At 67.5% G+C, this 23,292-nt stretch carries 22 protein-coding genes and 1 pseudogene; 11 read left to right on the forward strand and 12 right to left on the reverse strand.

Annotated features, from left to right (window positions below; translation table 11 throughout):
• Positions 1-30 precede the first annotated feature (30 nt).
• Positions 31-1,761, forward strand: a complete 1,731-nt coding sequence (locus tag APY03_RS10410) for a RecQ family ATP-dependent DNA helicase (protein ID WP_068676482.1) — start codon at positions 31-33, stop codon at positions 1,759-1,761.
• A 156-nt stretch (positions 1,762-1,917) separates the two neighbouring features.
• On the forward strand, positions 1,918-2,700 hold the full coding sequence (locus tag APY03_RS10415; protein ID WP_068676484.1) for an OBAP family protein: 783 nt from the start codon (positions 1,918-1,920) through the stop codon (positions 2,698-2,700).
• A 67-nt stretch (positions 2,701-2,767) separates the two neighbouring features.
• Here the strand turns inward: APY03_RS10415 and APY03_RS10420 are convergent, their stop codons facing one another.
• Together APY03_RS10420 and APY03_RS10425 are read right to left on the reverse strand one after the other, a co-directional pair.
• Complete coding sequence (locus APY03_RS10420; RefSeq protein WP_068676487.1) at positions 2,768-3,454, reverse strand: hypothetical protein; 687 nt, start codon at positions 3,452-3,454, stop codon at positions 2,768-2,770.
• Positions 3,455-3,633: 179 nt separating this feature from the next.
• A pseudogene (locus tag APY03_RS10425) lies at positions 3,634-3,828 on the reverse strand (molybdopterin-dependent oxidoreductase); the annotation flags it as partial.
• Between the two features lie 147 nt (positions 3,829-3,975).
• Between APY03_RS10425 and APY03_RS10430 the strand changes: the two are divergent.
• The 3 genes from APY03_RS10430 to APY03_RS10440 all read left to right on the forward strand — a co-directional run bounded on the left by APY03_RS10430 (position 3,976) and on the right by APY03_RS10440 (position 7,471).
• Positions 3,976-5,538 carry an ATPase domain-containing protein gene (locus APY03_RS10430; protein WP_232324222.1) on the forward strand — a complete coding sequence of 521 codons (1,563 nt, stop codon included), beginning with the start codon at positions 3,976-3,978 and terminating at the stop codon, positions 5,536-5,538.
• A 5-nt stretch (positions 5,539-5,543) separates the two neighbouring features.
• Complete coding sequence (locus tag APY03_RS10435) at positions 5,544-6,803, forward strand: sensor histidine kinase (RefSeq protein ID WP_232081350.1); 1,260 nt, start codon at positions 5,544-5,546, stop codon at positions 6,801-6,803.
• Between the two features lie 158 nt (positions 6,804-6,961).
• The gene (locus tag APY03_RS10440; RefSeq protein WP_083944267.1) at positions 6,962-7,471 is read left to right on the forward strand and encodes a ferritin-like domain-containing protein; all 510 of its coding nucleotides are present in this window, start codon (positions 6,962-6,964) and stop codon (positions 7,469-7,471) included.
• Between the two features lie 46 nt (positions 7,472-7,517).
• On the opposite strand, the gene APY03_RS10445 is transcribed toward APY03_RS10440, so the two are convergent.
• From APY03_RS10445 to APY03_RS10480, 8 genes are all read right to left on the reverse strand, one after another.
• The gene (locus APY03_RS10445) at positions 7,518-8,279 is read right to left on the reverse strand and encodes a TSUP family transporter (protein ID WP_083944268.1); all 762 of its coding nucleotides are present in this window, start codon (positions 8,277-8,279) and stop codon (positions 7,518-7,520) included.
• The gene (locus APY03_RS10450) at positions 8,276-9,382 is read right to left on the reverse strand and encodes a CaiB/BaiF CoA transferase family protein (protein ID WP_068676495.1); all 1,107 of its coding nucleotides are present in this window, start codon (positions 9,380-9,382) and stop codon (positions 8,276-8,278) included. Before APY03_RS10450 ends, APY03_RS10445 begins: the two co-directional genes overlap by 4 nt.
• Positions 9,379-10,467, reverse strand: coding sequence for a LysR family transcriptional regulator (locus APY03_RS10455; protein WP_332112713.1), 1,089 nt, complete (start codon positions 10,465-10,467; stop codon positions 9,379-9,381). Before APY03_RS10455 ends, APY03_RS10450 begins: the two co-directional genes overlap by 4 nt.
• Positions 10,448-11,602, reverse strand: a complete 1,155-nt coding sequence (locus tag APY03_RS10460; RefSeq protein WP_068676496.1) for an acyl-CoA dehydrogenase family protein — start codon at positions 11,600-11,602, stop codon at positions 10,448-10,450. The genes APY03_RS10455 and APY03_RS10460 overlap by 20 nt, the downstream gene beginning before the upstream one ends.
• 18 nt (positions 11,603-11,620) lie before the next feature.
• Positions 11,621-12,625: an acrylyl-CoA reductase family protein gene (locus tag APY03_RS10465; RefSeq protein ID WP_068676498.1), complete on the reverse strand. Its 1,005-nt coding sequence runs from the start codon at positions 12,623-12,625 to the stop codon at positions 11,621-11,623.
• A gap of 10 nt (positions 12,626-12,635) precedes the next feature.
• Positions 12,636-13,934, reverse strand: a complete 1,299-nt coding sequence (locus APY03_RS10470; protein ID WP_068676500.1) for a CaiB/BaiF CoA transferase family protein — start codon at positions 13,932-13,934, stop codon at positions 12,636-12,638.
• Between the two features lie 156 nt (positions 13,935-14,090).
• A complete protein-coding gene (locus APY03_RS10475) occupies positions 14,091-15,083 on the reverse strand; it encodes a Bug family tripartite tricarboxylate transporter substrate binding protein (protein WP_068676502.1) in 993 nt (330 codons plus the stop codon).
• Positions 15,080-15,883, reverse strand: coding sequence for an IclR family transcriptional regulator (locus APY03_RS10480; RefSeq protein ID WP_068676504.1), 804 nt, complete (start codon positions 15,881-15,883; stop codon positions 15,080-15,082). The genes APY03_RS10475 and APY03_RS10480 overlap by 4 nt, the downstream gene beginning before the upstream one ends.
• A gap of 256 nt (positions 15,884-16,139) precedes the next feature.
• Between APY03_RS10480 and APY03_RS10485 the strand changes: the two genes are divergently transcribed.
• Complete coding sequence (locus tag APY03_RS10485) at positions 16,140-17,120, forward strand: Bug family tripartite tricarboxylate transporter substrate binding protein (protein WP_068676506.1); 981 nt, start codon at positions 16,140-16,142, stop codon at positions 17,118-17,120.
• Positions 17,121-17,201: 81 nt separating this feature from the next.
• Here APY03_RS10485 and APY03_RS10490 read toward each other — a convergent pair whose 3' ends face one another.
• On the reverse strand, positions 17,202-18,089 hold the full coding sequence (locus tag APY03_RS10490; protein ID WP_068676508.1) for a LysR family transcriptional regulator: 888 nt from the start codon (positions 18,087-18,089) through the stop codon (positions 17,202-17,204).
• Positions 18,090-18,206: 117 nt separating this feature from the next.
• On the opposite strand from APY03_RS10490, the gene APY03_RS10495 reads away from it, so the two are divergent.
• The 4 genes from APY03_RS10495 (at position 18,207) to APY03_RS10510 (ending at position 21,919) form a co-directional block, all read left to right on the forward strand.
• Positions 18,207-18,971 (forward strand): SDR family NAD(P)-dependent oxidoreductase, encoded by a 765-nt coding sequence (locus APY03_RS10495; protein WP_068676510.1) that lies wholly within the window; start codon positions 18,207-18,209, stop codon positions 18,969-18,971.
• 12 nt (positions 18,972-18,983) lie between these two features.
• Positions 18,984-20,129, forward strand: coding sequence for a mandelate racemase/muconate lactonizing enzyme family protein (locus APY03_RS10500; RefSeq protein ID WP_068676512.1), 1,146 nt, complete (start codon positions 18,984-18,986; stop codon positions 20,127-20,129).
• Positions 20,126-21,091 (forward strand): tripartite tricarboxylate transporter substrate binding protein, encoded by a 966-nt coding sequence (locus APY03_RS10505; RefSeq protein ID WP_068676514.1) that lies wholly within the window; start codon positions 20,126-20,128, stop codon positions 21,089-21,091. The genes APY03_RS10500 and APY03_RS10505 overlap by 4 nt, the downstream gene beginning before the upstream one ends.
• A 129-nt stretch (positions 21,092-21,220) precedes the next feature.
• Entirely contained in the window at positions 21,221-21,919 is a 699-nt protein-coding gene (locus APY03_RS10510; protein ID WP_068676516.1) for a phytanoyl-CoA dioxygenase family protein, read from the forward strand.
• Positions 21,920-21,968: 49 nt separating this feature from the next.
• On the opposite strand, the gene APY03_RS10515 is transcribed toward APY03_RS10510, so the two are convergent.
• Complete coding sequence (locus APY03_RS10515; RefSeq protein ID WP_083944269.1) at positions 21,969-22,370, reverse strand: ArsR/SmtB family transcription factor; 402 nt, start codon at positions 22,368-22,370, stop codon at positions 21,969-21,971.
• 131 nt (positions 22,371-22,501) lie between these two features.
• Here APY03_RS10515 and APY03_RS10520 point away from each other — a divergent pair.
• On the forward strand, positions 22,502-23,292 hold a 791-nt coding region (locus APY03_RS10520; protein WP_232324223.1), incomplete at its 3' end, for an efflux RND transporter periplasmic adaptor subunit.

Here is a 23,292-nt window from a genome sequence, read left to right on the forward strand (position 1 = left end):
CCCGCACCCGAAAGACACAGGAGATCCGTCATGCCCATTCCGGAACGCCGGCTGCAGCGCACACTGCGCACCGTCTTCGGACTGCAGGCCTTGCGCCCCGGCCAGCGGCAGGTGATCGAGCGCGTGCTGGACGGCCGTTCCACGCTCGCGGTGATGCCCACGGGCGCGGGCAAGTCGCTGTGCTACCAGCTCCCGGCGCTGCTGCTGGAGGGGTGCACGGTGGTGGTCTCGCCGCTGATCGCGCTCATGAAGGACCAATGCGAGAAGCTGCTGTCGCTGGGCATTCCGGCGGTGCAGTTCAACAGCCACGTGGAAGCCGACGAGATCCGCTCGGGGGAGGAGGCCGTTCGCGACGGCTCGGCGCGCCTCGTGTTCGCCACGCCCGAGAGGCTTGCCGACGCCGGCTTCGCGGCACTGCTGCGGGAACGCGAGATCTCGCTGCTGGTGGTCGACGAGGCGCATTGCATCTCGCAGTGGGGGCACGATTTCCGGCCGGCATTCCTGGGCATCGGCACGGTCGCCAAGGAGATCGGCAATCCGCCCGTGCTGGCGCTCACGGCGACGGCGAACAGCGAGGTCGCGGCCGACATCATGGAGAAGCTGGGCATTCCCCGGTCCGGCTGGATCGACACGGGCACTTACCGGCCCAACCTGCACTTCGCGGTGGAACAGCATGCACGCGAGGAAGAAAGACTGCGGCGCACGCTCGCGCTGGTGGGCGGGGCGAAGGGCAGCGGCATCGTCTACACCGCGACCGTGAAGGCAGCGGAAGCGGTGTACGAGGCCCTGCGCTCGCAAGGCGAATCGGTGGGCCTGTATCACGGCCGGCGCAGTGCGGCCGAACGGCGCGAGGCACAGGACGCCTTCATGGCCGATCGCCTGCGCGTGATGGTGGCGACCAATGCGTTCGGCATGGGAATCGACAAGGCCGACATCCGGTTCGTCCTGCACTACCAGATGCCCTCCGGCCTGGACGCCTACTACCAGGAGTCGGGCCGCGCGGGGCGCGACGGCGCGCCTTCGGCCTGCACGCTGCTCTTCCTGCGGCGCGACCGGGCGCTGCAGCAGTTCTTCCTGATGGGGCGTTATCCCACGGAAGAGGAGCTCGACGCGCTCCTGCAGGCACTGGAACGGGAGCCGCCGCACACGAGCGGCCACACGCTGCCGGACCTGAAGGACAGCACCGGGCTGCCGCAGAACAAGCTGAAGGCGGCGGTCAGCCTGCTGCGCAACCGGCGCCTCGTGGGCGTGGATCGCGAAGGCCGCGTTCGACTGCTGCGCGCCGACCTCGCCGCCGCCCGAGTGCATGAACTGCTGGCTGCCTACCGCCGCAAGCGCGAGCAGGACCACGCGACGCTGGAGCGCATGGTGTTCTACGCCCAGACCGGGCAGTGCCGCTGGCAGGTGCTGCTCGCCTACCTGGAAGAAGAGGCGCCGCAGGAGCGCTGCGGCCACTGCGACAACTGCCGACGCATTGCGCAGCACGAAGCGGCCCAGGCCACGGCGGGCGCGGCGCGCGGCGAGGGGCCGAAGCTCCGGCACCCGGCACGGCCCCGGCTGCCGCCACCGGCCTTCGTCGCTCGCCAGACGGTCAGGGTCAAGCGCTACGGCGAGGGCAGCGTAGTGAGTGCGGATGCGCTGTCGATCACGATCGAGTTCGCCGACGGGAGCCGCCGCTGCTTCCAACCCGATTTCGTGCAGCCCATTGCCAGCCGGAAGTCACCAGGGCAGGCCTCTCGATCGCCAGCCAAAGCCGGGTGAGACCGGGCGTGGGCGCGCGCCCGCGCGCAGCGTGGCGAAAAGCGCCGACGGCCTGCCCGCCGTGTCCTGCAACAAGAACCCGCCTGCGCCGTCAAGACGTCCGCCACCCTTGGACACACTCGCCGAGATCGCACCCACTCAAGGAAAGGAGTTGCCATGCCCGGACATTCCAGCGCGATGCGCGCGCCGATCGCCACCGCGCTGCTCGCGGCCTGCGCGGTCCTGGCGTCGTGCGGCGGCAGCAACACGGCTTCCGAGGCGTCTTCGCCCGGCGCCGCCAAGGAAGCCAGCACCCGCGTCCTCGAGGGCGGTGCGGCGGCGCTGCAGGACAAGCCGCCCATCGAAGCCATCAATGCCTACCTGGACGGCTTCCATTTCTACAACGGCAGCCCTCACATGCAGATGGAGGCGCACCACTACTGCGCGATCCTCAACGAGGAGTTGATCCAGTGCGTGATCTACGACGGCAACGTCAAGGATGCGAAGCTCATGGGCGTCGAGTACATCGTGAGCGAACGCCTGTTCAAGACACTGCCGGAGCAGGAGAAGGCGCTGTGGCACAGCCACGTCCATGAAGTGAAATCCGGCCAGCTGATCGCGCCGGGCATCCCGGACGCTGCCGAGCATGCGCTGATGAAGAAGCTGGTCGGCACCTACGGAAAGACCTTTCACACCTGGCACACCGACCAGCACAAGCAGCTGCCCACCGGCATCCCGCAGGTGATGATGGGCTTTACCGCGGACGGCCAGGCGGATGCCGCGATGGTCGGCGAGCGTGACAAGCGCTTCGGCACTGCCAGTGCGGACAAGAAGAAGCAGCGGGAGGACATACCCGCGCCGCCCATCGCCGATGGCGCGGACGCATGGCAGAAGGGGCGAACGGTTCAGCTCGCCGACCCGACGGGCACGCAGCACGGCAACCAGGCAGGCGGCAAGTAGCCGCCCTGGAAAGAAACCCGCAGGAAGCGCCGGCGGCTGGCGGAAAGAAGGCCGCCGGTCGAAGCGGCTAGTTGGTGGCGAAGCAGTAGAGCAACCCGTCGCCCCCGGTCCCGCGCAATGCCTGCTGGGTGCAGCCGCCGCGCGTCTGGTGCGAGGAGTTCCATGACGTGGACCACGGGTCCGTCGTGGGGCCCACGCGATCGTGATGGCCCACGATCGCGACGCCTTCAGGGCCGTTGCGCGTCCAGTTCCCGCAGGTCATGTCGGTGTCGTTCGGCGAGAAGGCCGTGCCGTCAGTGCGCGAGCCCGTCAGGATGTCGTGGCGGGTCGGCGTATCGCCGCGCCCCTCCACGATCAGGCCCTTCTCGTTGAGCGCCGTCTGCTTGGTGATGTTGTTGGCCGCGTGCAGCTGCTCGACATCGCGCGCGATCAGCTCACCTTTGGCGTTGTACCAGGGGCCCTTGCCGATCCGGTCGCGCGCATTGACCGTGGGCACGCCGTCCCGGGCCTGCGTGCTCAGGTAGGCGCGCCATGTCTTGCCGCCCGCCCCCGCCGCCGCCGCGAGCGACTGGCAATGCCGGTCGGCCCCGGCGAGCCCACCCAGGTCGGCCCCCTTGCCGGCACCGACGCTGCTCACGAAGAAACTCATGCCCCCGCTCCCCGGCCCGCCCGACTTCATCGCCGTACATGCCACAACGGCCAGAGGCAGGCAGATCACCGCGGCCCGCAGCGGCCAGGAAAGACGTCTTGCCATGGTTCGGTTCCTTGTAGAAGGTTGTTGTTCGCGCTCACCGGTGGTGGCGCCCCGGTTTCAGGGTGGGCGGATTATGGGAGCCGCGAGCCGGGATGACCACTAGGGTCAGCGCGGAGACGCGGCACCTGAGCCGCAAGGTTGTTCCGAGGGCGAAGGTACGCCAATGAACGGCGGCGGTTTCAGCCGCGCGTGACCTCGACGCTGTACAGCCCCCAGGGGCACAGCGCGAAGCGTTCCTTGAGCGGCTTGTCCTTGAACGCAGGCAGCGTGTCGGCCTCGTAGACCGCCCACAACGGCCCCAGCCCGCCGAGCGCGAGCGGGGCGCCATCCATCTCGGTGGCCACGATCATCCGGTAGCTGCGCGCGTCGGCCAAGTTCGTGCCCCTGCAGGACCGCTGCAGGGAGAGATGCGCCAGCATCCTTCGGGTATGTCTTTTCACATGCGGGCAGGCGCCGTACAGTGGGCCGCGCGGAGTAAAGTCCGGCTCCCCGAGCAACAACCCAAAGGGCTACCAGAGATGATGCAAGACCCCGTGCGTACCGGCATTCCAGGGCTGGACGAGGTGCTTCTGGGCGGCGTCCAGCGCAACAACAACATCCTGGTCGAAGGTGCGCCGGGCGCCGGGAAGACAACCCTTGGCCTGGCTTTCATCCATGCGGGCGCAGCCCTTTACGACGAACCCGGCGTGATCGTCTCCTTCGAGCTCGACGCCGAGAAGCTGTTGCGCGACGCCAGGGGGTTCAGCTGGGATCTGCAGCGTCTCATCGATGAGCGCAAGGTCAAGATCATCCAGACCTCGCCGGCCGTGCTGCTCAATGAATTCCGTTCGTCGGAAGGCGCATTCACCGCCGAGCTGGCGGCCATCGGCGCGCGCAGGCTGATGATCGATGGCCTGACGCCGCTGCGGCTGTACGCCGAGGCCAACGACAAGCCGTTTCGCGAGGATGTCCACCTGCTCATCGACGGACTCACCCGGCTCGGCGTCACGACGCTTGTCACCGCGGAGCGCGCGGACACGAAGGTGGAGGCCCATGCGCACGAGCGCTTCATCTTCGACACCATCATTTCGCTGACCCGCACCGAGGTGCGCCGGCGGGTCCATCGGACGCTGTCGGTGGTCAAGTCGCGCGGCCAGGATTTCATCAGCGGAAGCCACGCGATGCGCATCGAATCCGGCGGGGGCATCCTGGTGTATCGGCGTGCCCAGTCACGCCCCAAGGTCGACGAGGACCAGCCCACGTCGAGCAACCGCGTGTCCGCGGGCTGCGCCGCGCTGGACCTGATCATGGACGGAGGACTCTACGAGGGCTCGATCACCATGGTCACCGGCATCTCCGGCACCGGCAAGACGGTTCTGGGTGTCCAGTTCCTGACGTCGGCGATTCAGGCCGGGCGGCGGGCGCTGCTGGTGACGCTGGATGAGCATCCACGCCAGCTGATCCGCAACGCGGCGAGCCTGGGCTTCGACCTCGAAGGCCTGGTGCGCCAAGGCTCGCTTTTCATCCACTATGAATCGCCCCTGGAGCTGGAGCTCGACGTGCACTTCGACCGGGTGGCGAAGCTGGTGGAGAAGGAAGGCATCGACTGCGTCGTTTTCGACTCGGTGGCCGTGTACGAGATGGCAAGTGCCGACCAGGCCTCCGACTTTCTCTATGCACTGGCGGATTTCGTCAAGGGACGGCTTGCGACGGCGTTCTTCAACTACGAGAGCCCCGAACTACTGGGCGTCTCGCAGATCAGCGAGGAGCTCAAGGGATCGCACCTGGTCGACAACATCATCCTGCTGAGCTATGTGGAGATCTCCACGCGCCTGCGCCGCGCGATCGCGGTACCCAAGGTGCGCGGGAGCAAGAACATCCAGACGACCCGCGAGTACGTGATAGGCCCAGGCGGCATTTCCTTGCTCGATGAATCGGTGGTCGAGGGGGACGACACGACATCCGTGCCGCAGTTGCCGTTCTCCTCCTACTACGGGCTCCTCGCGCGCTCGCCCTCGCGCAAGAGCCCTGTGATCGAGGACGCCGTCGCGCACGGCAAGGCGCTGCCGGACTCGCCGGAACTCCCACCCGAGACGGCCCCGTGAACGACATGGCCGACTCCGACGGTCGTCCGACGGGGTTGGACTGGGAAGGCTGGCGTCATGCGCTGGCACGCTTCGCTGCAGCAACCGAACTCTGCGTCTGCGCCTACGACCACGACCTTGCAAGGCAGGCAGGGCCCCTGGCCTCCTCCAAGGTTGCACGGCTCCTGGTGAACTCAGGCGTGTGGAACGAGGACCGCCTCGGGGCCAGGATTGAAAGAGACCTCGCCGCGCAGGTCATCGAAACCGGCGCCGCCGCGCATGCCGGCGTATGCGACGAGCTGCGCTTGCGGGCAGTCCCGCTGTCGATGGGGGGCCAGGTGCGTGGAGCGATCGTCTACGGATGGGCGTTCGCCACGTTCGGAACGCCGCTGGGATGCGAACGCATCGGCCGCCAGCTCGGCGTCGACGGTACACGGCTTTGGGCGCAGGCGCGCCTGGAATCGCCGGTCACCGACGGGCGCATGACCGTCTACACCGAGCTGCTAGAGACGATGATCGAATCGACGCTTCGCCACGCGGAAGCCGTCGAACACCTCCAGGAGCTCAGTCGATTGCGAGAGGTGTTTCTTGCCAGCGTGTCGCACGAGCTTCGAACGCCGTTGTCCGTGCTCGGAACACGAATCGAGCTCCTGCTCCGTGGTGCGCTCGCCGATCCTGAAGCGATCAGGGCCTCCCTGGTCAACATGAAGCACCACGTGAAGACCGAGGCGCGGCTGGTCGAGGACCTGATCGAGGCGGCGCGAACCCGCACCGGCCAGTTGCGCATCGATATGCACCTGACGTCGCTTCGCGACATCCTCAAGGCAGCGGTATCTGCGGTGGTGCCGCATGCCGAGGCCAAGCAGATCGACATCGCAATTCCGGATCTGGATGAAGCCGGCCCGTTGCCGATCATCGCCGACGCGCATCGTCTGCAGCAGGTGTTCTGGAATCTTCTTTCCAACGCCGTCAAGTTCACCCCGGCGTCGGGGCACATTGAAGTGCAGCTGTATCGCGACGCCCAGGCGTATGCCGTCTCGGTGACCGACACGGGCAGCGGCATTGACGAGGCGCTGCTCCCGCATGTCTTCAAACCATTCACGAAGCAGCTCAAGGCGAATGCACAGGGGCTGGGACTCGGCCTGTCCATCGCCCGGCACATCGTCGAGCGCCACGGCGGAACGATCCGGGTGGAAAGCGCCGGACGGGACGGCGGAGCGGCGTTCCATGTCACGCTGCCCGTGGCTCCACCGAGCGGACCCGACTCGGCTGAGGGCGCCGCGTAGTGGTGCGACAGACGGGCCCTGGGGCAACGGCCCGAACGGCAAATCCTTACAACGGCCGTCATGCCTTGATGACGATAGGAATCGAGACTGCGCACCAAGCTGAAATTGAGCAGGGGGGCTTCCGCCGACTGCCCGATGGCGCATCCAGGAGCCGCATCATGACCAAGGAACATCATCCTTCCGCCGATACGAACCCGGACCCCTTGACGCAGGGGCCGAGCGCCGGTCATGTGGTGGACGTGCTCAATGGATTGCTCGAGATCACGCGCGACGCGGAGTTCGGCTTCCAGGCCTGTGCAGACGAGGCAGCGGCGGCGAGGCTCCAGGAGGTTTTCTATCACCGGGCCGAACAGTGCCACCAGGCAGCCGACGAGCTGGTCCGGTTGATCTGGCGCTTTGGCGGCACGCCCGCCGAGGGGGGCACGGCCGGCGCAACCGTGCATCTTGGCCGGGCCCACATCAAGGTCGCGGCGGGCGCGGACAGCGACCTGTCGATGCTCGAGGAATGCGAACGAAGGGAGGATGCGGCAGTGGCGCGTTACCGCGAGGCCCTGGCGCAGAACCTACCCCCCGACGTGCGCAGCTTCGTGGAACGCCAGGCGCAGTGCGCCCAGCGCAACCACGACCATATGCGTGACTTGCGCGGTGAAGCGAGCTCCCGGAGCTGACGCGGCTGGCCTTGCAGGCGCATTCGACATCAGCCTGCCCGCACGATCACCAGGGCCACAACTTCGCGGAAGCGGCCAGCGACACACCCGTCGCGACCAGCAGCAGGGCCGTGATCGTGCGCAGCGCACGCTCCGACACCCGCAGCGGATGCCGCAGGCACCACCGGGTGACGACGTAGACCACCGGCAAGGCCATTCCCGACAACAGCAGCGAGCGCATCGAGAAATGGCCGGCGACCGCCACGAGAACCAGGCGGAAGGCGTTGTTGGCGGAGAACATCAGCGTCAGGCAGCGACGCACGAACATCGGGTCGAAGGGCTGGCGGTACAGGTGGAACACGATCGGCGGTCCGGAGGTCGCGAACAGCCCGCCGAGCACGCCGGAAAGCAGGCCCGCGGCCGCGAAGCCCGCGGGCGGCGAGGGCCGCGCGAGCTGCCGGCTGTGCAGGAGCAGCGCCACGGCACTGAGCACCACGACGCATCCCAACAGCAGTCTCAGGAACTGCTGCGCATTCGCGCTCAGCCATGCGAGCAGCCCGAGGCCGATGACCACGCCGACAAGACTCGCCGGCAGCGCGTGGCGCAAGGGGCGCCAGGGGAGCGTGCCACCGTGGCCGCGAAAGAAGGCTGCCGCGTTCGCGAGCGCCAGCACCATGGTGGCGTTGACGGCCTCGGCCAGCGGCACGACGTGGAGCAGCTCGACCAGGCCCAGCAGCACGAGGCCGAGGGCGAAGCCGGTGAGGTTCTGGACGAAGGTGGCGGCTGCCACGCAGCCGAGGAAGAGGAGGGCCGTTTCGAGGGGGATCAAGGGACTCCGGGTGCGCGGGCATTGGACGTGGAAGGCCAATTCTCCAGCACCTCGGCCATGGAACAGCGGCGCGATGGTGGCGTCGCCGACGGCCGCGCGCCGTCGAACACCGGGGCCGCCGCCGGCACCTGGCCGGCATCCCAAGGCATGAAGACGCCGCGCGCCTGCATGTGCGGATGCGCCATGGCCTCGGCGAGAGAGAGCACGGGGGTCACGCAGGCATCGCTGGCCGCGAAGTGGGCGGCCCAATCCTCGCGCGTGCGGCTGCCGAAGGCTTCCTCGAAGCGGCGCCGTATCTCGGGCCAATGTGCCGCCTCCTGCCGATCCGGCAACTGCCCGGCCAGGCCGAGCCGCTGCACCAGCTCGTCGTAGAACTGCGGCTCGAGCGCGCCCACGGCGACGAATCGGCCGTCGCGGGTGCGATAGGTGTCGTACCAGGGGACGCCGCCGTCGAGCGGGTTGCTCGCCCGCCGATCGGTCCATTGCCCCATCAGCATCCGGCTGAAGATCATGGCCATGAGCACGGCGCTGCCGTCGATCATGGCGGCGTCGACCACCTGGCCACGGCCGCAGGCGCGCGCCTGCCAGGCGGCGGCGAGCACGCCGATGGCGAGGAAGGCGCCACCACCGCCGAAGTCGCCGACGAGGTTGAGCGGCGGCACCGGCTTGTCGGCGGTGCCGATCGCATGCAGCGCGCCCGAGAGCGCGATGTAGTTGATGTCGTGCCCCGCCCGCTGCGCCAAGGGGCCGGTCTGGCCCCATCCCGTCATGCGGCCATAGACCAGGCGCGGGTTGCGGGCCATGCATTCCGGCGGGCCCAGCCCCAGGCGCTCCATGACGCCCGGGCGCAGTCCTTCGAGCAGGATGTCGGCGCGCTCGGCGAGCTGCAGCGCGGCCTCGCGGCCTTCCGCGGACTTGAGGTCCAGCTCGACGAGCGTGCGGCCGCGGCGCACTGCGCCAAGCGTGTCGTGCTCGGCGGCGCTGCCTGGACGCTCGATGCGGACCACGCTGGCGCCGAGGTCCGCCAGCACCATGCCGCACCAGGGGACGGGGCCGATCGCGGCGAATTCGAGAATGCGAAGGCCGGAAAGAACGGTCGTCATGGCGGGTCTTCTCGCGCAGAGCCCGCGTCGCGCGCGGGCATGGCCGGGTCGGGTGCTTGTAAGAGCATGTCCAGGAAGATGCGGGCGCAGCCCGGGAGTGCGTCGATGTCGCGGTACAGGACCCGGCGCTCACGGAATGCCCAGGGGTCGGACAGCCGGACCAGGTTCAGCCGCATGCTGCGGGCGAGCCGGCGCGCCGCCGATTCGGGAACGATGCCGACGCCGACGCCGGCTTCGATCATGCGGCACATCGCCTCGAAGCTGCTCATCATCACGCGCACGTTCAAGGTCTGGTTGAGCTGGTTCACCGTCTGCGTCAGGAACAGGTCGAGCGTGCTGCCCTGCAGGCCGATGTGCGGGAACTCCAGGGTTTCCTCGAAGCGCATTTCGCTGCGGCCGCTCGAGGGGTGGACGAAGGGCGTCGCCAGCACGAGCCGGTCGGTGCTGAAGCATTGCGACTGCAGTGCCGACTCCGGCGCCGGCCCCGCGATGATGCCGATGTCGGCGGAGCCGTCGAGGATGCCGCGCACCACCTCGCGCGTGTTGCGCTCCTGCAGGTCGACGGTCACGCCCGGCCGCTCGCTCATGAAGCGGGCCAGCACTTCAGGCAGCACCTCGGTGATGGTGGTGGTGTTCGCGAACATGCGGATGTGGCCGGTGGCGCCATCCGAGTGGACCGAGAAATCGCTCTTCACGTGCTCGATCTGGCGAAGGATCACGCGCGCATGGCGCAGCAGCGTCTCGCCCGCCGAGGTGAGCGTCAGGCCGCGCGGGTCCCGGTAGAAGAGGCGGCTGCGCAGCTGGCTTTCCAGCGACTTGAGGCGCGAGCTCGCGGCCGCGGGCGAGAGCGCCGCGCGCTGCGCGCCCCGCGTGAGGTTGCCAAGCTCTGCGATGTGGACGAACAGGCGCAGGTCCGCAATGTCGAAATGCACGCGCACCGGCTCATCGACGAAGAGCGCGCTGCGCCTGGTGGCATCGCGCGCTGCGCCGTCATCGCCGGGCACGATCGGATCCGTCACGAGCACCTCCGTCATCAGGGGCGAGCGCAGCAGCATACGCGGCACGTCAGGCTGGGCGGAATCCATCGAAGCCGGTGATCTCGCGGCCCTGGATGAGGGACAGGATGCCGGGCGTGCCGTCGGGAATTGCCAGCGTGCGCACATCCCGCGCCATCTGCTCCAGCCCCAGCTCCCGGCTCAGGCCCATGCCGCCATGGATGCGCATCGCAAGCTGGATGGCGCGATCGCACGCATCGACGGCGTAGCGCTTGGCCATGGCCGAGAGTCCATTCGCCCGCTCGCCCCGGTCCAGCGCAGCGAGGGCGTTGTAGCAGGCCAGGCGGCTTGTGACGACGGCGGTCTCGATCTCGGCCAAGTCGTGCTGGATGAGCTGGAAGGCGCCGATAGCCTTGCCGAACTGCTTGCGCACGCCCGCGTACTCGCGTGCCAGCTCGAAAGCGCGCTGGGCCAGGTGCACCGCCATCAGGCCGACCGTGGGCCGGTTCGCCAGCCAGGTGACGGTCAGCAGCTTGGCCGTGTCGCCGTTGTCGGGGCACACGTTGGCCTGCGGCACCCGGCAGCCGTCGAACAGCACCTCGCCCAGAGGCGCCTGGCGCAGGCCCAGCATGTCGACCTCGTTGGCCTCGAAGGGCGACTCCGCCCGGTCGACGAGGACGCGCGCCATGCGGTAGCCCGAGCCTTCGGGGATGCGACAGGTCACGTTCATCACGTCGCATACGGTCGCGTTGGATATCCACTGCTTGCGGCCGTTGAGGACGACATGGCCGCCGTCCGGGGTCGCGGTGGTCTTGATGCCGCGCGGGTCCGAGCCGACATCGGGTTCGGTGCTGCCGGTACAGGCGATGCGGCGCCCCGCCATCAGGTCGGGCACGAAGCGCTCGCGCTGCTCGGGACTGCCGCCGAAATGGATGCGTGTCGTCGTGGCTTCGTGCGGCTGGACGATCAGCATCACCGTGGGCGGCAGCTGCTCGACGAGCAGACCATAGTCCAGCAGCTTCAGGCCGGTGCCGCCGTCCTTTTCGGGAATGCGCGCGGAGGTCAGGCCGAGATCGGCCACCTTCTCGAGAATACTCAGCACGGCGGACTTGGGAAGCGCCTTGTCACGGTCGTGCGAAGCCAGCAGCGGCTCGACGAATTTCTCGTTCAGGCGGCGGGCCGCCTCGACCATCATCCGCTGGTCATCGTTCAGTGCGAAGTCCATCTGTCTCTCCTTGCCTTCTCAGCCTGCGCGGGGGCCCACCTCGACTACCACGCGCCCGACGGTCGACACGTTGAAGAAGCTGTCCATGGTCTTGTCGAGGTCCTCGAACGGGATGGGCCTTGCGATCTCGGCCAGGTGCCTCGGCTTGAGGTCGGTGGCCATTCGCTGCCAGAGGCGCTGCCGCTCTGGCATCTGCAGCTGGCGCGAGACGTTGATGCCCAGGATGTCGACAGAGCGCAGCACGAAGGGCAGCACGGTTGCGTGCAGCTCGACACCGACCATGCCGGCCACGGCGATCTTTCCGTGCGGGCGCATCTGCGCCATCAGGCGATCGAGCATGCCTCCGCCGACGTTGTCCAGGGCGCCGGCAAATGGCGCGCCGCTCGCCATGGCCGACTTGTCCGCAAGCAGTTCGTCGCGCGGCATGACCCGCGATGCGCCGATGGCTCGGAGGAAGCCCTCCTGCTCGCGCTTGCCGGAGATCGCGACCACCTCGAAGCCGCGCCGCGCGAACATGTCGACCGCCAGACTGCCGACGCCCCCCGTCGCACCGGTCACGGCGACGGGTCCGGCATCCGGCGTAAGACCCGCTTTCTCGAGCCGGTCGACCGCCAGCGCAGCGGTCAGGCCCGAGGTGCCCAGCGCCATCGCCTCGTACAGCGAGAGCCCTTCCGGCAGGGGAACGATCCAGTCACCCGGCACCCGCGTGTATTCGGCGTAACCGCCGTCCTGCTCGGTGCCGAGCTTGTAGTTGGTCACGGCGACCTGGTCGCCCTCGCGAAAGCGCGGGTCCGCGGAAGACACGACCACGCCGGACATGTCCACCCCGGTGACGCAGGGCCGATCGGTACGGACGTTGCGCCCGACGCCGCGGGCGGCCATTGCGTCCTTGTAGGTGATGGCCGAGAAGGCGGTACGGATGAGCACCGGACCGGGATCCAGATCGTCGAGCGTCAAGCGCTCGAAGCGGCAAACCGGCTTGCCATCGATGGTATGAACGCGAAAGGCTTTGAAGGTATTCATGGTTTCAGGCTCAGAGGCTGATCGTCGAGGTGGTTCTGGAGGAGGCGGGGCGTGCCCGATCGGCTGCGCCGGAATGCGCCTGTGGATCGCAGGACACGACGCCCTCCGCCACGAGTGCATCGATCGCGGCATCGTCCAGTCCGGCCAGCTCGCGAAGCAAGGCGCGCGTGTCCTGGCCAATGCGATGGCCGGACCAGCGGATGCTTCCCGGCGTGAGTGACATCTTGGGAACGACGCCCGCCAGCGTGACCGCGCCGAGATCGTCGTCGGGGGTGGGCACCAGCATCCCGCGGCTGCGGAAGTGCGCGTCCTTGAAGATGTCGGCCATGGTGAAGATGCGGCTCGCCGGCACGTCATCCGCGTCCAGCGCGGCCTGCAGTGCGTCGAGATCCTGCGACGAGGTCCATTCGCCGATCAGGGCTTCCAGCTCGGCCTCGTTGCGGTTGCGCGCGGCCTGCGTGGCGAAGCGGGAATCGGCGCCGAACTCGGGCCGTCCCATCACGCGGGCCAGTCGCCGGAAGATGCCGTCGGCAAGCGCGGCAATGTGGATGTGCTGGCCGTCGCGCGTCGGAAACAAGGTGTTCGGCGCGCTGTTCGGCAGGCGGGGGCCGGAGCGCATGCCGCTCTTGCCCGTCTTCTCGAAGGCAGGAACGTAGGCTTCCATGAAGCTGAACGCGGACTCGATCAGCGCAGCATCGATGCATTGCCCGTGGCCGCTCTTCTCGCGGTGCAGGATCGCCATGACCGTTCCCATTGCGGCGTAGAGGCCGGCAATGTAGTCGGTCAGGGGAATGGCGACACGAGACGGTGGACGGTCCGGGTCGCCGATCATCTGGCGCAGCCCGCTCATGGCTTCGCCGATGACGCCGTAGCCGGGCTTGTTGCGGTAGGGGCCCGACTGGCCGTAGCCGCTGACCCGCGTCATGACCAGATCGGGTCGCAGCTTGCGCAGGTCTTCGTAGCCGAGCTCCCACTTCTCCAGCGTTCCAGGGCGGAAGTTCTCCACCACGATGTCGAACTTCGGGAGCATGGCCCTGACCACCTGGCGCGCCTTCGGATTGCGCAGATCGAAGCAGGCGATCCGCTTGTTGCGGCAGATCGTCGCCGCATACAGCGACTTGCCATCCACAGTTTCACCGAGCTGGCGGATCGGGTCGCCTTCCGCGGCCTCGATCTTCACAACTTCCGCGCCGAAGTCGGCGAGCAGCCGGGTGCAGAAGGGCCCCGCCGCGGTGGAACCCAGTTCGAGAACCCTATAGCCGGTGAGCGGCCCTTGCCCAGCGGTCTGGCTCGCATCGTGCTCTGTCATTGCTTTCGCCTGTGCCTCATGAATCGATGGATGCATTCTTTGCAGCCGTACGGCTTGTTGTGAATCTGTATGTTTGGAACGGCGCGTTCGGCATGGCCGAATGCGCGGGCCTCGTCATCGCCTTCGCGCCACGCCTGCGGCACTCCCGCGGGTTCCCTACTCGATGGAGAGCTTGCGCGACTTGATCAGGGTGGCCCACCGGGCCGATTCCTCGTCGATCGACCTGACGAAGGCCGAGGAGCTGTTGCCCACGGGCACCATGCCGAGGGCATGCAGCTTGTCGCGCAGTGCGGGCCGCTCCAGCACCGTGGCGGTGTCGCGCTGGATCTTCTCGACGATCTCCTTCGGGGTGCCTGCCGGCGCTGCCAGCCCGAACCACCCGTTGTTCACGAAGCCAGGGAGCCCGCTCTCGGCCGTCGTCGGCACGTTGGGCAGCAGCGGCGAGCGTTCCTTGCTGGTCACCGCCAGTGCGCGCAGGCGCCCGTCGTTCACCAGGCTCGCCGCGGCACCGATCATCCCCACTACGACCTGCGTCTGCCCTGCCATCAGGTCGGCGAAGGCGGGCGCCTCTCCTTTGTAGGGCACGTGGACCAGTTCGACGCCCGCGGCCGAGGCGAAGCCCTCCCCCGCCATGTGAAGCTGGCTGCCCGGGCCCGCCGAGCCGAAGTTCACAGCGCCCGGCTTGTCCCTCGCCTTGCCGATCAGCGTCTTGAGGTCCTTGGCATCGGAGTTCGCCGGAACGACCACCACCATCGGCGTGCTTGCCACTTTGGTGATCGGCACGAAGTCCTTGCGCGCATCGAAGGGCACCTTGCGATAGAGATGCGGATTCACGGTGAACACGCTGCCGGAGATGAGCAGCAGCGTGTGCCCGTCGGCCGGCGCCTTCGACACCAGCGCGGTGCCGATGTTGCCGCCCGCTCCGGCGCGGTTGTCGATCACCACCGGCTGCCCCCACAGCTCGGACAGGGCCTGGCCGAGGGTACGGCCGACGATGTCGGTGGTGCCGCCAGCGGCAAAGGGCACGACCAGCGTGACCGTCTTGGCAGGCCATGCGCCTGCCGCAACGCTGTGCGGCGAGAGCGCGGCCAGTGCCACGGCGGCGGCGATGCGGCAGATGGTCCTGCGGGTGGTCCTGGTTTCGATCATGAGGTTGTCTCCTGCTTGTGAGTCGAGGGCTCCACGTGGCCCAGCACGCGCGACGCCTCGGCGGCGGCGCGCATGACGCTTGGAATGGCCGCTTCGACGATGTCGGGCGACATGCGGTACTCCGGCATCGCCACGCCGAGCGCCGCCACCACCTGGCCCGAGTGGTCGCGGATCGGCGCCGCAACGCCACCCATCTCCGGATGGTTCTCCGCCTGCGTGACGGCGTAGCCGTTCACGCGCACCTGCGCCAGCAGCCTGCGCAGCTCGGCCGTATCGATCACCGTGCGAGGCGTGCGGCGCTCCAGGACGCCGGAGAGCGCGCGCTGCGCATCGGCCGGGTTGAACGCAAGGATCGCCCGCCCGGTCGCCGTGCACCACGCGGGGCTCAACTGGCCGAGCCGGGTCTGCACGCCGATCGACTTCGGACTCTCGAGCTTGGCGACGTACACCACGCCTCCGGAGGAATCGAGCACGGAGAGATGCACCGTCTCTCCCGACCTCGTCCGAAGGTCGGCAAGGATGGGACGGGTGAGCTCGACCAGGTCGAGCCGGCGCAGCGCGCTCGCGCCCACGCGCCAGGCCTTCAGCGTCAGCGCGTACCTGCCCGCTTCCGCGTCGTGTCTCGCGTAGCCGGTGTTGACCAGCGTGGACACCATGCGGTGGACGGTGCCCTTCGGCTTGCCGGTCAAGGCCACGATCTCGCGAAGCGACATCTCGCCAGCGGCCTGGCCAAGAACCTCGAGCACCTCGAGAGTGCCGGCAGCGGCGGCGATGATCTGGTTGCGGCTTAGGTCTGTCATTTGGTCTGCATAGTGGAACGCTTTCACTTGCGTGTGATTGACCTTACTATGCCTATGAGCGAAGCGTCAATTGGGCAGAACAGCAAACCCCACTTGCAAACTGGGGTCTGCACTGCAGAACGCTGGGGCCGACAGCCTGGCGTTCCATACAACCGAATGGCGCGTTCGCAATTTAGAGATGGATGCAGCCACGTCCCGCGGCCTAGCATGGGCTTGACCGGGGCCACAAGACACCACAAGACATATCGGAGACGCCATGCACAAGAGATCGCTTTTCGTTCGGGCCGCGCTTGCCGGCCTGCTGGGCCTGGCAGGCCTGTCGCACGCGCAGCCCTTCCAGGAGAAGCCCATCACCCTGGTGGTCGGCTATTCGGCCGGCGGGTCGGTCGACACGTTTGCGCGCGCATTGGGCAAGAGCCTCGCGCAGATGCTGAACCAGTCCGTGCTGGTGGAGAACAAGGCCGGTGCCAGCGAGATGGTGGCGGCGCAGTTCGTCGCCAAATCCAGGCCCGATGGCTACACGCTCCTGGTTTCCACTGAAGCGCCCATCACGCAGAACCAGTTTCTCTACAAGAGCCTCAGCTACAACCCCGAGTCGGATCTGACGCCCGTGAGCATCATGATCCGCGTCCCGATGGCGCTGGCCATCAGCCCGACATTTCCGGCGAAGTCCTTCAGCCAGTTCCTGGAGGACGTGAAGAGCCGCAAGGCCGACTCGGTGAAGTTCGCCTCGTCAGGCATCGGGGGCATCACGCACCTGCCCGTCGCCATGCTCGCGACGAAGGAGAAGTTCGACTGGGTGCATGTGCCTTACAAGGGCTTCTCGCCCATTGCGCCGGACCTGATCGCGGGGCGCGTGGACGCCACCGTCACGGCCGTCACCACCGTGCTGCCCTATCACAAGGACGCACGGCTGAGGATCATCGCGGTGGGCGCCGAGTCGCGCATCAAGGGATTGCCCGACGTTCCGACCTTCAAGGAACTGGGCCATGAAGATCTGAAGGCGCAGTACGTGATCATGCTCAGTGCGCCCGGGGGCGTTCCGGCGAATGTTGCGCAAGCCTTGGCGGCATCGGTGAAAGCGATCGTGAACGAGAAGGACTTCCAGGAGAAGCACATGGATCCGTTCGCGCTCATGCCGATCGGGTCGACACCCGAGGAAGCGGCGACCTATGTCGTCAACGACCGGCCGATTCAAGCGAAGCGGATCAAGATCTCCGGAGCGTCGCTGGAGTGATGCACGCTTGCTGAGCACGCGATCGGGCGAGTCGACCGGGCCATCTCGTCGCATCCGGTGCGATGCATCTGGTTCATTGGACTAGGTGCTTCTCCCACTCTTTGCGGCAGCGCGATTGAGCGCATCGAGCAACGCCGCAGTCAACCGGCCCTTCGGGTTCCCGACGCGCTCGGCCAACCCGATGGTCCGCGACAGCGGCGGCCGCCCGAGCGGCACGGCCTTGACGCGATGCAATCGAAGAAAACTCGTGTGGCTCACGGGAATGATCGATACGCCCAGGCCGTGGGCCACCATCAGGGCGATCGCCTCCAGGGAGTCCAGCTCCATCGTCTCGCGCAGGACGATTCGCCGCTTCGCCAGCGCCTCCTCGATCACGTGGCTGACCCAGAAGTGGCGATTGAACCGGATATACGGATAGGCCTTCAGCAGCGCCTCGTCCGTGCGGCCCTTCGCTTCCCGCGGCGCGATCACGAGGATGGGCTCGCGCGCAAACGGCTCCCACCGCACGCTGGGTAACTGCACGCGCGGCTCGCTGATGATCGCCGCATCGATCTCGCCATGCCGCAGCATCTCCGCGAAGGAGGGCGACAGCCCATGATGCACCCTGATCTGCAGCCCCGGATGGAGCGTGCGCAGCGACAGCAGCGCCTTCGGGATCACGCTCGTCAGCGCAGTGGGAATGGAGCCGAGGACGAGGCTGCCCGTGAGATCGTCCGCCTCGCGAACCGCATCGCCGATCTGGTCGTAGAGCACCAGCACTTCGCGCGCCTTGGCAAGCAGCGCGATGCCTTCGTTGGTGAGCCGTGCGGGCTTGCGGGTGCGATCGAAGAGGCTGATGCCCCATTCCGCCTCGAGGCTTGCGATCTGCGCGCTGACGGCAGGCAGGCTGATGAAGCGCGCATCGGCACCCGCGCTCAGGCTGCCGCGCTCGGCCACGGCGACGAAGGTCTTCAGTTCACGGATGCCCATGAAAGCACCGCACCTTTATGTTCCGAATAAGTGAACATCTTCTTTGAAAAATGCGTTCTTGTCTAACTTGGGAACTCGTAGATTTGCATCTCGGCACAACACATTGGAGCAAACGAGATGCGCCTCAAAGGCAAAGTAGCAGTGGTCACAGGAGCGGGCAGCGGCATGGGCCGCGCGATCTCGCTGGCCTTCGTGCATCAGGGCGCGAAGGTCGTCGTCGCGGACATCAACCTGGAAGGCGCGGCGCAGACGGCGGCCCTGGTCGAAGCGCAGGACGGCGAGGCGATCGCGGTCAAGGTCGACGTGACGCGCAAGGCCGAGACCTTGCAGATGGCGGAGGCGGCGCTCGCCCGGTTCGGCCGCATCGATGTGCTGGTGAACAACGCCGGCTCGCGATGCCTGAAGGGCTTTCTCGATCACACCGAAGACGACTGGCATCGCATGATCGACATCAACCTGACCGGGCACTTCTTCTGCGCGCAGGCGGTCATCCCCAGCATGCTGAAGACGGGCAAGGGAAAGATCATCAACCTCGCATCGATCGCGGCGCACACCGGGCGGCCGGACCGCGTCGCCTACTGCGCGGCGAAGGCCGGCGTCATGGGGCTGACGCGCGCGCTGGCGATGGACATGCGCGGCAAGAACATCTGCGTCACCGCGATCTCGCCCGGCTCGATCGCGACGCCGATGAACGAGGCCGCGGCGACCAGCACGGAGGTGGCATGGGGCAAGGAGACGGTGGTTGGGCGCTGGGGCACGGCCGACGACATCGCGCATGCGGCGGTGTTCCTGGCCTCCGACGAGTCGGACTACATCACCGGCTCGGAGATCGCGGTCGAAGGCGGCTGGCTCATCGGCCGCGCCCGTGATGGCGAGATCTAAGGCCAGCTCGCCGTGCCCACGACCGAACATATCGACCTGGCGCGCATCGAACGCGTCGAGGTGCACCGGCTTCGCGTGCCGCTCACTCGACCCTACCGCCTGGCCTTCGGCGACCTCACCGCCTTCGATACGCTGCTGGTCGAACTGACCGACGCCGACGGCGCCACCGGCTTCGGCGAGGCGACGCTGCTCAACGGCTACACCGACGAGAGTGTCGATGGTGCCTGGGTGCTGGCGCAGCAGCTTGCCGACGAGCTGGCCGGATGCACGCACCATGCGTTCCGCACCCGCGTGGACGCTGTTGCACGGGGAGCGCCCTTCACGGCGACCGCCTTCGGCACTGCCCTGGACATGCTGGGGCGCAGCGAATGGCTCGCGCTGTCCGAACCCGCGCGGGTGCCGCTGCTCGCATTGCTCAATGCCGACGACGAGACGACGACCGCCGACGAGTTCGAGAAGCTGCTCGACCAAGGCTATCGCACAGTCAAGGTCAAGGTCGGGCTCGCAGGCTCCGACGACCTTGCGCGCATCCGCCGGGTCCAGGCGGTGGTCGCGGGTCGCGCGCGCATCCGGATCGACGCCAACCAGGCCTTCTCAGGGCCGCAGGCTGCCGCGTTCCTCGCGGCACTCGATCCGCAGGACATCGAACTCTTCGAGCAACCCTGCCACGCAGACGACTGGGCCGCACACGCGATGGCCGTGCGCGCGGCGCGCGTGCCGATGATGCTCGACGAATCGATCTATGCGCTTTCCGACATCGAGCGTGCCGCTGCCGAAGGGCTCGCGACCTACGTCAAGGTGAAGCTCGTGAAGTTCGCCCGCCTCGAGCTGCTGGCCGGCGCCATCGAGCGCATCCGCGCACTGGGCATGCGCCCGGTGCTCGGCAACGGCGTGGCCTGCGATCCGGGTTGCTGGATGGAGGCCTGCGTGGCCGCCAGGCACATCGACAACGCCGGCGAGATGAACGGCTACCTGAAGGTGCGCCGGCCGCTCCTCGCGAACCCGCCGCGAGTCGATCGGGGCGACATGCTCATCGAGGCGGGCGAGCCGCCGGTGCTCGATCGCGATGCGCTGGCCGGCCAGCGTGTGGGGCTGCACGTGGCGCGACGCGCGATGCATGCCGGTTCAACCATCAACAACACCACGAGACAACCATGAAAAAGACCTTGACGATGCTGTGCGCGGCCATCGCGTCTTCTGCGCTTCTGCTGTCGGCGGCGCAGGCGCAATCGACCTACCCGGCCAAGCCGGTCGACGTGATCGTGCCCTGGGGCGCAGGCGGCGGCGCCGACGTGATGGCGCGCATCCTGGCCAAGTGGCTCGAGGCCGATCTCAAGGTGCCCTTTCCCGTGGTGAACCTGCCGGGCGCGTCCGGGATGATCGGCCTCTCGCGCATGGTCAGCCAGCCCGCCGACGGCCAGGCGATCGCCATCCTCACGGGCGACAGCCTGATGATGGCCGCAACGCCGAACCCGAGCTTCAAGCTGCAGGACTCGACGGCGCTGGCGGTGTTGCTGCGCCAGCCCTCGGGCATCTTCGCGCCCAGGAACAGCCGCTTCAAGAGCTGGGGTGACGTGGTGAAGGAGCTGCAGGCGAACCCGCCCGGCAGGGTGACGCTGGGCATCACCGGCCCCAACACGGCCGATGACCTGACCGCGCGCTACCTGGCGACGAAGAAGGTCGCGCTCACGGGCATCCCCTATACGAAGCCCGGCGAACGGTACTCGGCCGTGCTAGGCGGCCACGTCGATCTGCTCTACGAACAAGCGGGGGACGTGCGCAACTTCATCGATTCGGGCGACCTGAAGCCGCTCATCTTCTTCGCGTCCAAGCGCCTGCCCCCGCCCTTCGCCGACGTGCCGGTGTCGGCGGAGTTCGGCTACGAGGTGCTGCTGCCGCAGGTGCGCGCCGTGTTGATCAAGAACGGGACGGACGCGCAGCGCATGAAGGTGCTGACCGATTCGATCGAGCGCTTCGTGAAGAGCCCCGAGTACATCCAGTTCGTCGATCAGCAGCTCGCGCTGCCGGACAGCTACATGGCGAGCGGCCAGGCGCAGCCCTTCCTCAAGTCGGAGCTCGAAGCCCTGCGCAAGCTGCTCGCGGCGTACGCGGAGAAGTAGCGGTCAGACGCGGGGAGGCGAGGAAGCCCCCGGCGTTCCTCGCCGGGCTCAGCGTGGCGACCTCGGCATCCGGGGGTCGGCCGCGGCTCAGGAGAACGTCGGACGGCCACCGTCAGGCACATTAGGCACATGCAGGCGGATCGAGCAGCGCTTTTCAGGACCCATGGCTACCTTCGGCTGGACGGCTTCCATCCGAAGGATCGAATGCATCCGCTGAAGGAACACATCGGCAAGGAGCTGAGGCGGCTGAACATGGGGGTGGCCGGGAAGGGCATATCCAGGCAGATCAAAGGCATGCCGATCTTTCAGCAGATCACGAGAGTGTCGAACTCGATCAAGGTGCCCGGCCTGCAAAGCACCCTGATGACGAGCGAGCTGCTTGCCTTGATGGGCGAACTGGCGGGCGGCGCACTGTCTTGTCCGCAGGACGCACAACTGCTGCTTTCACTGCCTCAGCAGGGCGACTGGAGTCTGAGCGGGCTCAACTGGCATGTCGACATCTCCATCGACGCTCGCAATCGCCTGCCGGGGATCCAGGCTTTTGTCCTGATCGACGATGTCGCCCCACGCGGCGGTGCTACTTTGGCCATTGCCGGCTCGCACCGGATCGAGCCGGGCAGTGCCGCGCGCCACAGCCTCCGCGACATCCTGAAGGCGCCGTCAGGGATCGAGAAAGTGCTGCGCGACATGGACCTCGATGTCATCGAGATGTCGGGCCGAGCGGGCGACGTCGTTCTCATGGACCTGCGCCTGTTGCATGCGCCTTCGATCAACTCGACCAGGCACACCCGCATGATGGCGACGGCGCGCTACTTCCTCGCGCATTGAAAGCGCGCGGAAGCCGATGCCTCGCTGCGCCCGTGGGGCGCGGCGCCTGTCAGCCGCGCGAGGCCCTGGTCCGGGCCGCCGGGCTGGCCGGCGAGCGCGGCCTTCCGCGCCGCGCGACCGGCGCGACGAATGCGGCCCGCTTCGGTGCCGTGCGCTCGAACTGCCGCGCGATGTTGCCGCACACCAGGTCGCACAGCTCGTAGACGGCCGGATCGGCGATGTGATAGTAGGCACTGTTCCCGCGGGTTTCCCGCGACACCAGGCCGTGCTGCGTCAACAGGGCGAGGTGCCGTGAGACATTGGCGGAGCTGTAGCCGCACAGCTGCGCCAGCTCGCCCACGTTGCGCTCCTGCTGGCGCAGCAGATTGAGGATCTGCAGCCGCGTCGGCTCGGCCAGCGCCTGGAAATACGCCGCCACCTGCACCAACGCCTCGTCGGAAAGTCCTTCCATGCCCGGGCACGCCTGATGTTGATCTGGCGCAATCATGCCTCAGCAGCCCGATCCCATACTGGTTTGCAGGAAATCATTTACGTACCTACTTGACTATTTAACTAAGTGCGCAAATACTACACGTAACGCCGATGGCGGTCCAGTCCGCCGCCCGCCGAACCATCCGTATGTTCAAGATCCGCTCATTCACCTTCGTCGCCGCGCTCACGCTGGCCCTGCCCGGCTGGGCTGCCGCCGAGACCTTGGCTTCGGTGACGGCCCAGCCGGCCGCCACCGCCTCCTCCGGCTTTGACGGCGTCGTGGAAGCCGTCCGCCAGACGGTCATCGCGGCGCAGGTGTCCGGCGCAGTGATCCGGCTGGACGCCAAGGTCGGCGATTCCGTCAAGGCGGGCCAGGTGCTGCTGCAGATCGATGCCCGGGCAGCCGACCAGAATGCCGCTGCGAGTGACGCGCAGGTGCAGGCGGCACGTGCATCGCTGGAAGTCGCCACCAAGGAGTACGAACGGCAGAAGCAGCTGTTCAAGAAGAACTACATCAGCCAGGCTGCGCTGGAGCGCGCCGAGTCCGAGTTCAAGGCAACCCGGGCGCAGGTCGCGGCACAGGGTGCCCAGGCCGGGGCGGCACGCACGCAGAGCGGCCTCCACGTGATCCGCGCACCCTATGCCGGCGTGATCTCGGAAGTGCCGGTGTCGCTGGGCGACATGGCGATGCCGGGACGCCCCCTGCTCACCGTGTACGACCCGTCCGCGCTCCGGATTACCGCGGCCATTCCGCAAACCGTGGCAGCGCAGGTGGTGGCGGGCCAGCTGCCCCGGGCCGAACTGCCCGGCCTGGCCGCCCAACGCCAATGGGTCACCCCGGTGCGCATGCAGCTGCTGCCCACGATTGACGCGGCCACGCACACGGTCGATCTGCGCGTCGA

The organism is Variovorax sp. WDL1 (assembly GCF_001541225.1).
Classification (GTDB): Bacteria; Pseudomonadota; Gammaproteobacteria; order Burkholderiales; family Burkholderiaceae_C; genus Variovorax.

Excerpts from the sequence above, each read along its gene's own strand:
- APY03_RS10410 (WP_068676482.1), top strand. The coding sequence starts at position 31 with ATGCCCATTCCGGAACGCCGGCTGCAGCGCACACTGCGCACCGTCTTC.
- APY03_RS10415 (WP_068676484.1), top strand. The coding sequence starts at position 1,918 with ATGCCCGGACATTCCAGCGCGATGCGCGCGCCGATCGCCACCGCGCTG.
- APY03_RS10420 (WP_068676487.1), bottom strand. The coding sequence starts at position 3,454 with ATGGCAAGACGTCTTTCCTGGCCGCTGCGGGCCGCGGTGATCTGCCTG.
- APY03_RS10430 (WP_232324222.1), top strand. The coding sequence starts at position 3,976 with ATGCAAGACCCCGTGCGTACCGGCATTCCAGGGCTGGACGAGGTGCTT.
- APY03_RS10435 (WP_232081350.1), top strand. The coding sequence starts at position 5,544 with ATGGCCGACTCCGACGGTCGTCCGACGGGGTTGGACTGGGAAGGCTGG.
- APY03_RS10440 (WP_083944267.1), top strand. The coding sequence starts at position 6,962 with ATGACCAAGGAACATCATCCTTCCGCCGATACGAACCCGGACCCCTTG.
- APY03_RS10450 (WP_068676495.1), bottom strand. The coding sequence starts at position 9,382 with ATGACGACCGTTCTTTCCGGCCTTCGCATTCTCGAATTCGCCGCGATC.
- APY03_RS10455 (WP_332112713.1), bottom strand. The coding sequence starts at position 10,467 with ATGGATTCCGCCCAGCCTGACGTGCCGCGTATGCTGCTGCGCTCGCCC.
- APY03_RS10460 (WP_068676496.1), bottom strand. The coding sequence starts at position 11,602 with ATGGACTTCGCACTGAACGATGACCAGCGGATGATGGTCGAGGCGGCC.
- APY03_RS10465 (WP_068676498.1), bottom strand. The coding sequence starts at position 12,625 with ATGAATACCTTCAAAGCCTTTCGCGTTCATACCATCGATGGCAAGCCG.
- APY03_RS10470 (WP_068676500.1), bottom strand. The coding sequence starts at position 13,934 with ATGACAGAGCACGATGCGAGCCAGACCGCTGGGCAAGGGCCGCTCACC.
- APY03_RS10475 (WP_068676502.1), bottom strand. The coding sequence starts at position 15,083 with ATGATCGAAACCAGGACCACCCGCAGGACCATCTGCCGCATCGCCGCC.
- APY03_RS10480 (WP_068676504.1), bottom strand. The coding sequence starts at position 15,883 with ATGACAGACCTAAGCCGCAACCAGATCATCGCCGCCGCTGCCGGCACT.
- APY03_RS10485 (WP_068676506.1), top strand. The coding sequence starts at position 16,140 with ATGCACAAGAGATCGCTTTTCGTTCGGGCCGCGCTTGCCGGCCTGCTG.
- APY03_RS10490 (WP_068676508.1), bottom strand. The coding sequence starts at position 18,089 with ATGGGCATCCGTGAACTGAAGACCTTCGTCGCCGTGGCCGAGCGCGGC.
- APY03_RS10495 (WP_068676510.1), top strand. The coding sequence starts at position 18,207 with ATGCGCCTCAAAGGCAAAGTAGCAGTGGTCACAGGAGCGGGCAGCGGC.
- APY03_RS10505 (WP_068676514.1), top strand. The coding sequence starts at position 20,126 with ATGAAAAAGACCTTGACGATGCTGTGCGCGGCCATCGCGTCTTCTGCG.
- APY03_RS10510 (WP_068676516.1), top strand. The coding sequence starts at position 21,221 with ATGCAGGCGGATCGAGCAGCGCTTTTCAGGACCCATGGCTACCTTCGG.
- APY03_RS10515 (WP_083944269.1), bottom strand. The coding sequence starts at position 22,370 with ATGGAAGGACTTTCCGACGAGGCGTTGGTGCAGGTGGCGGCGTATTTC.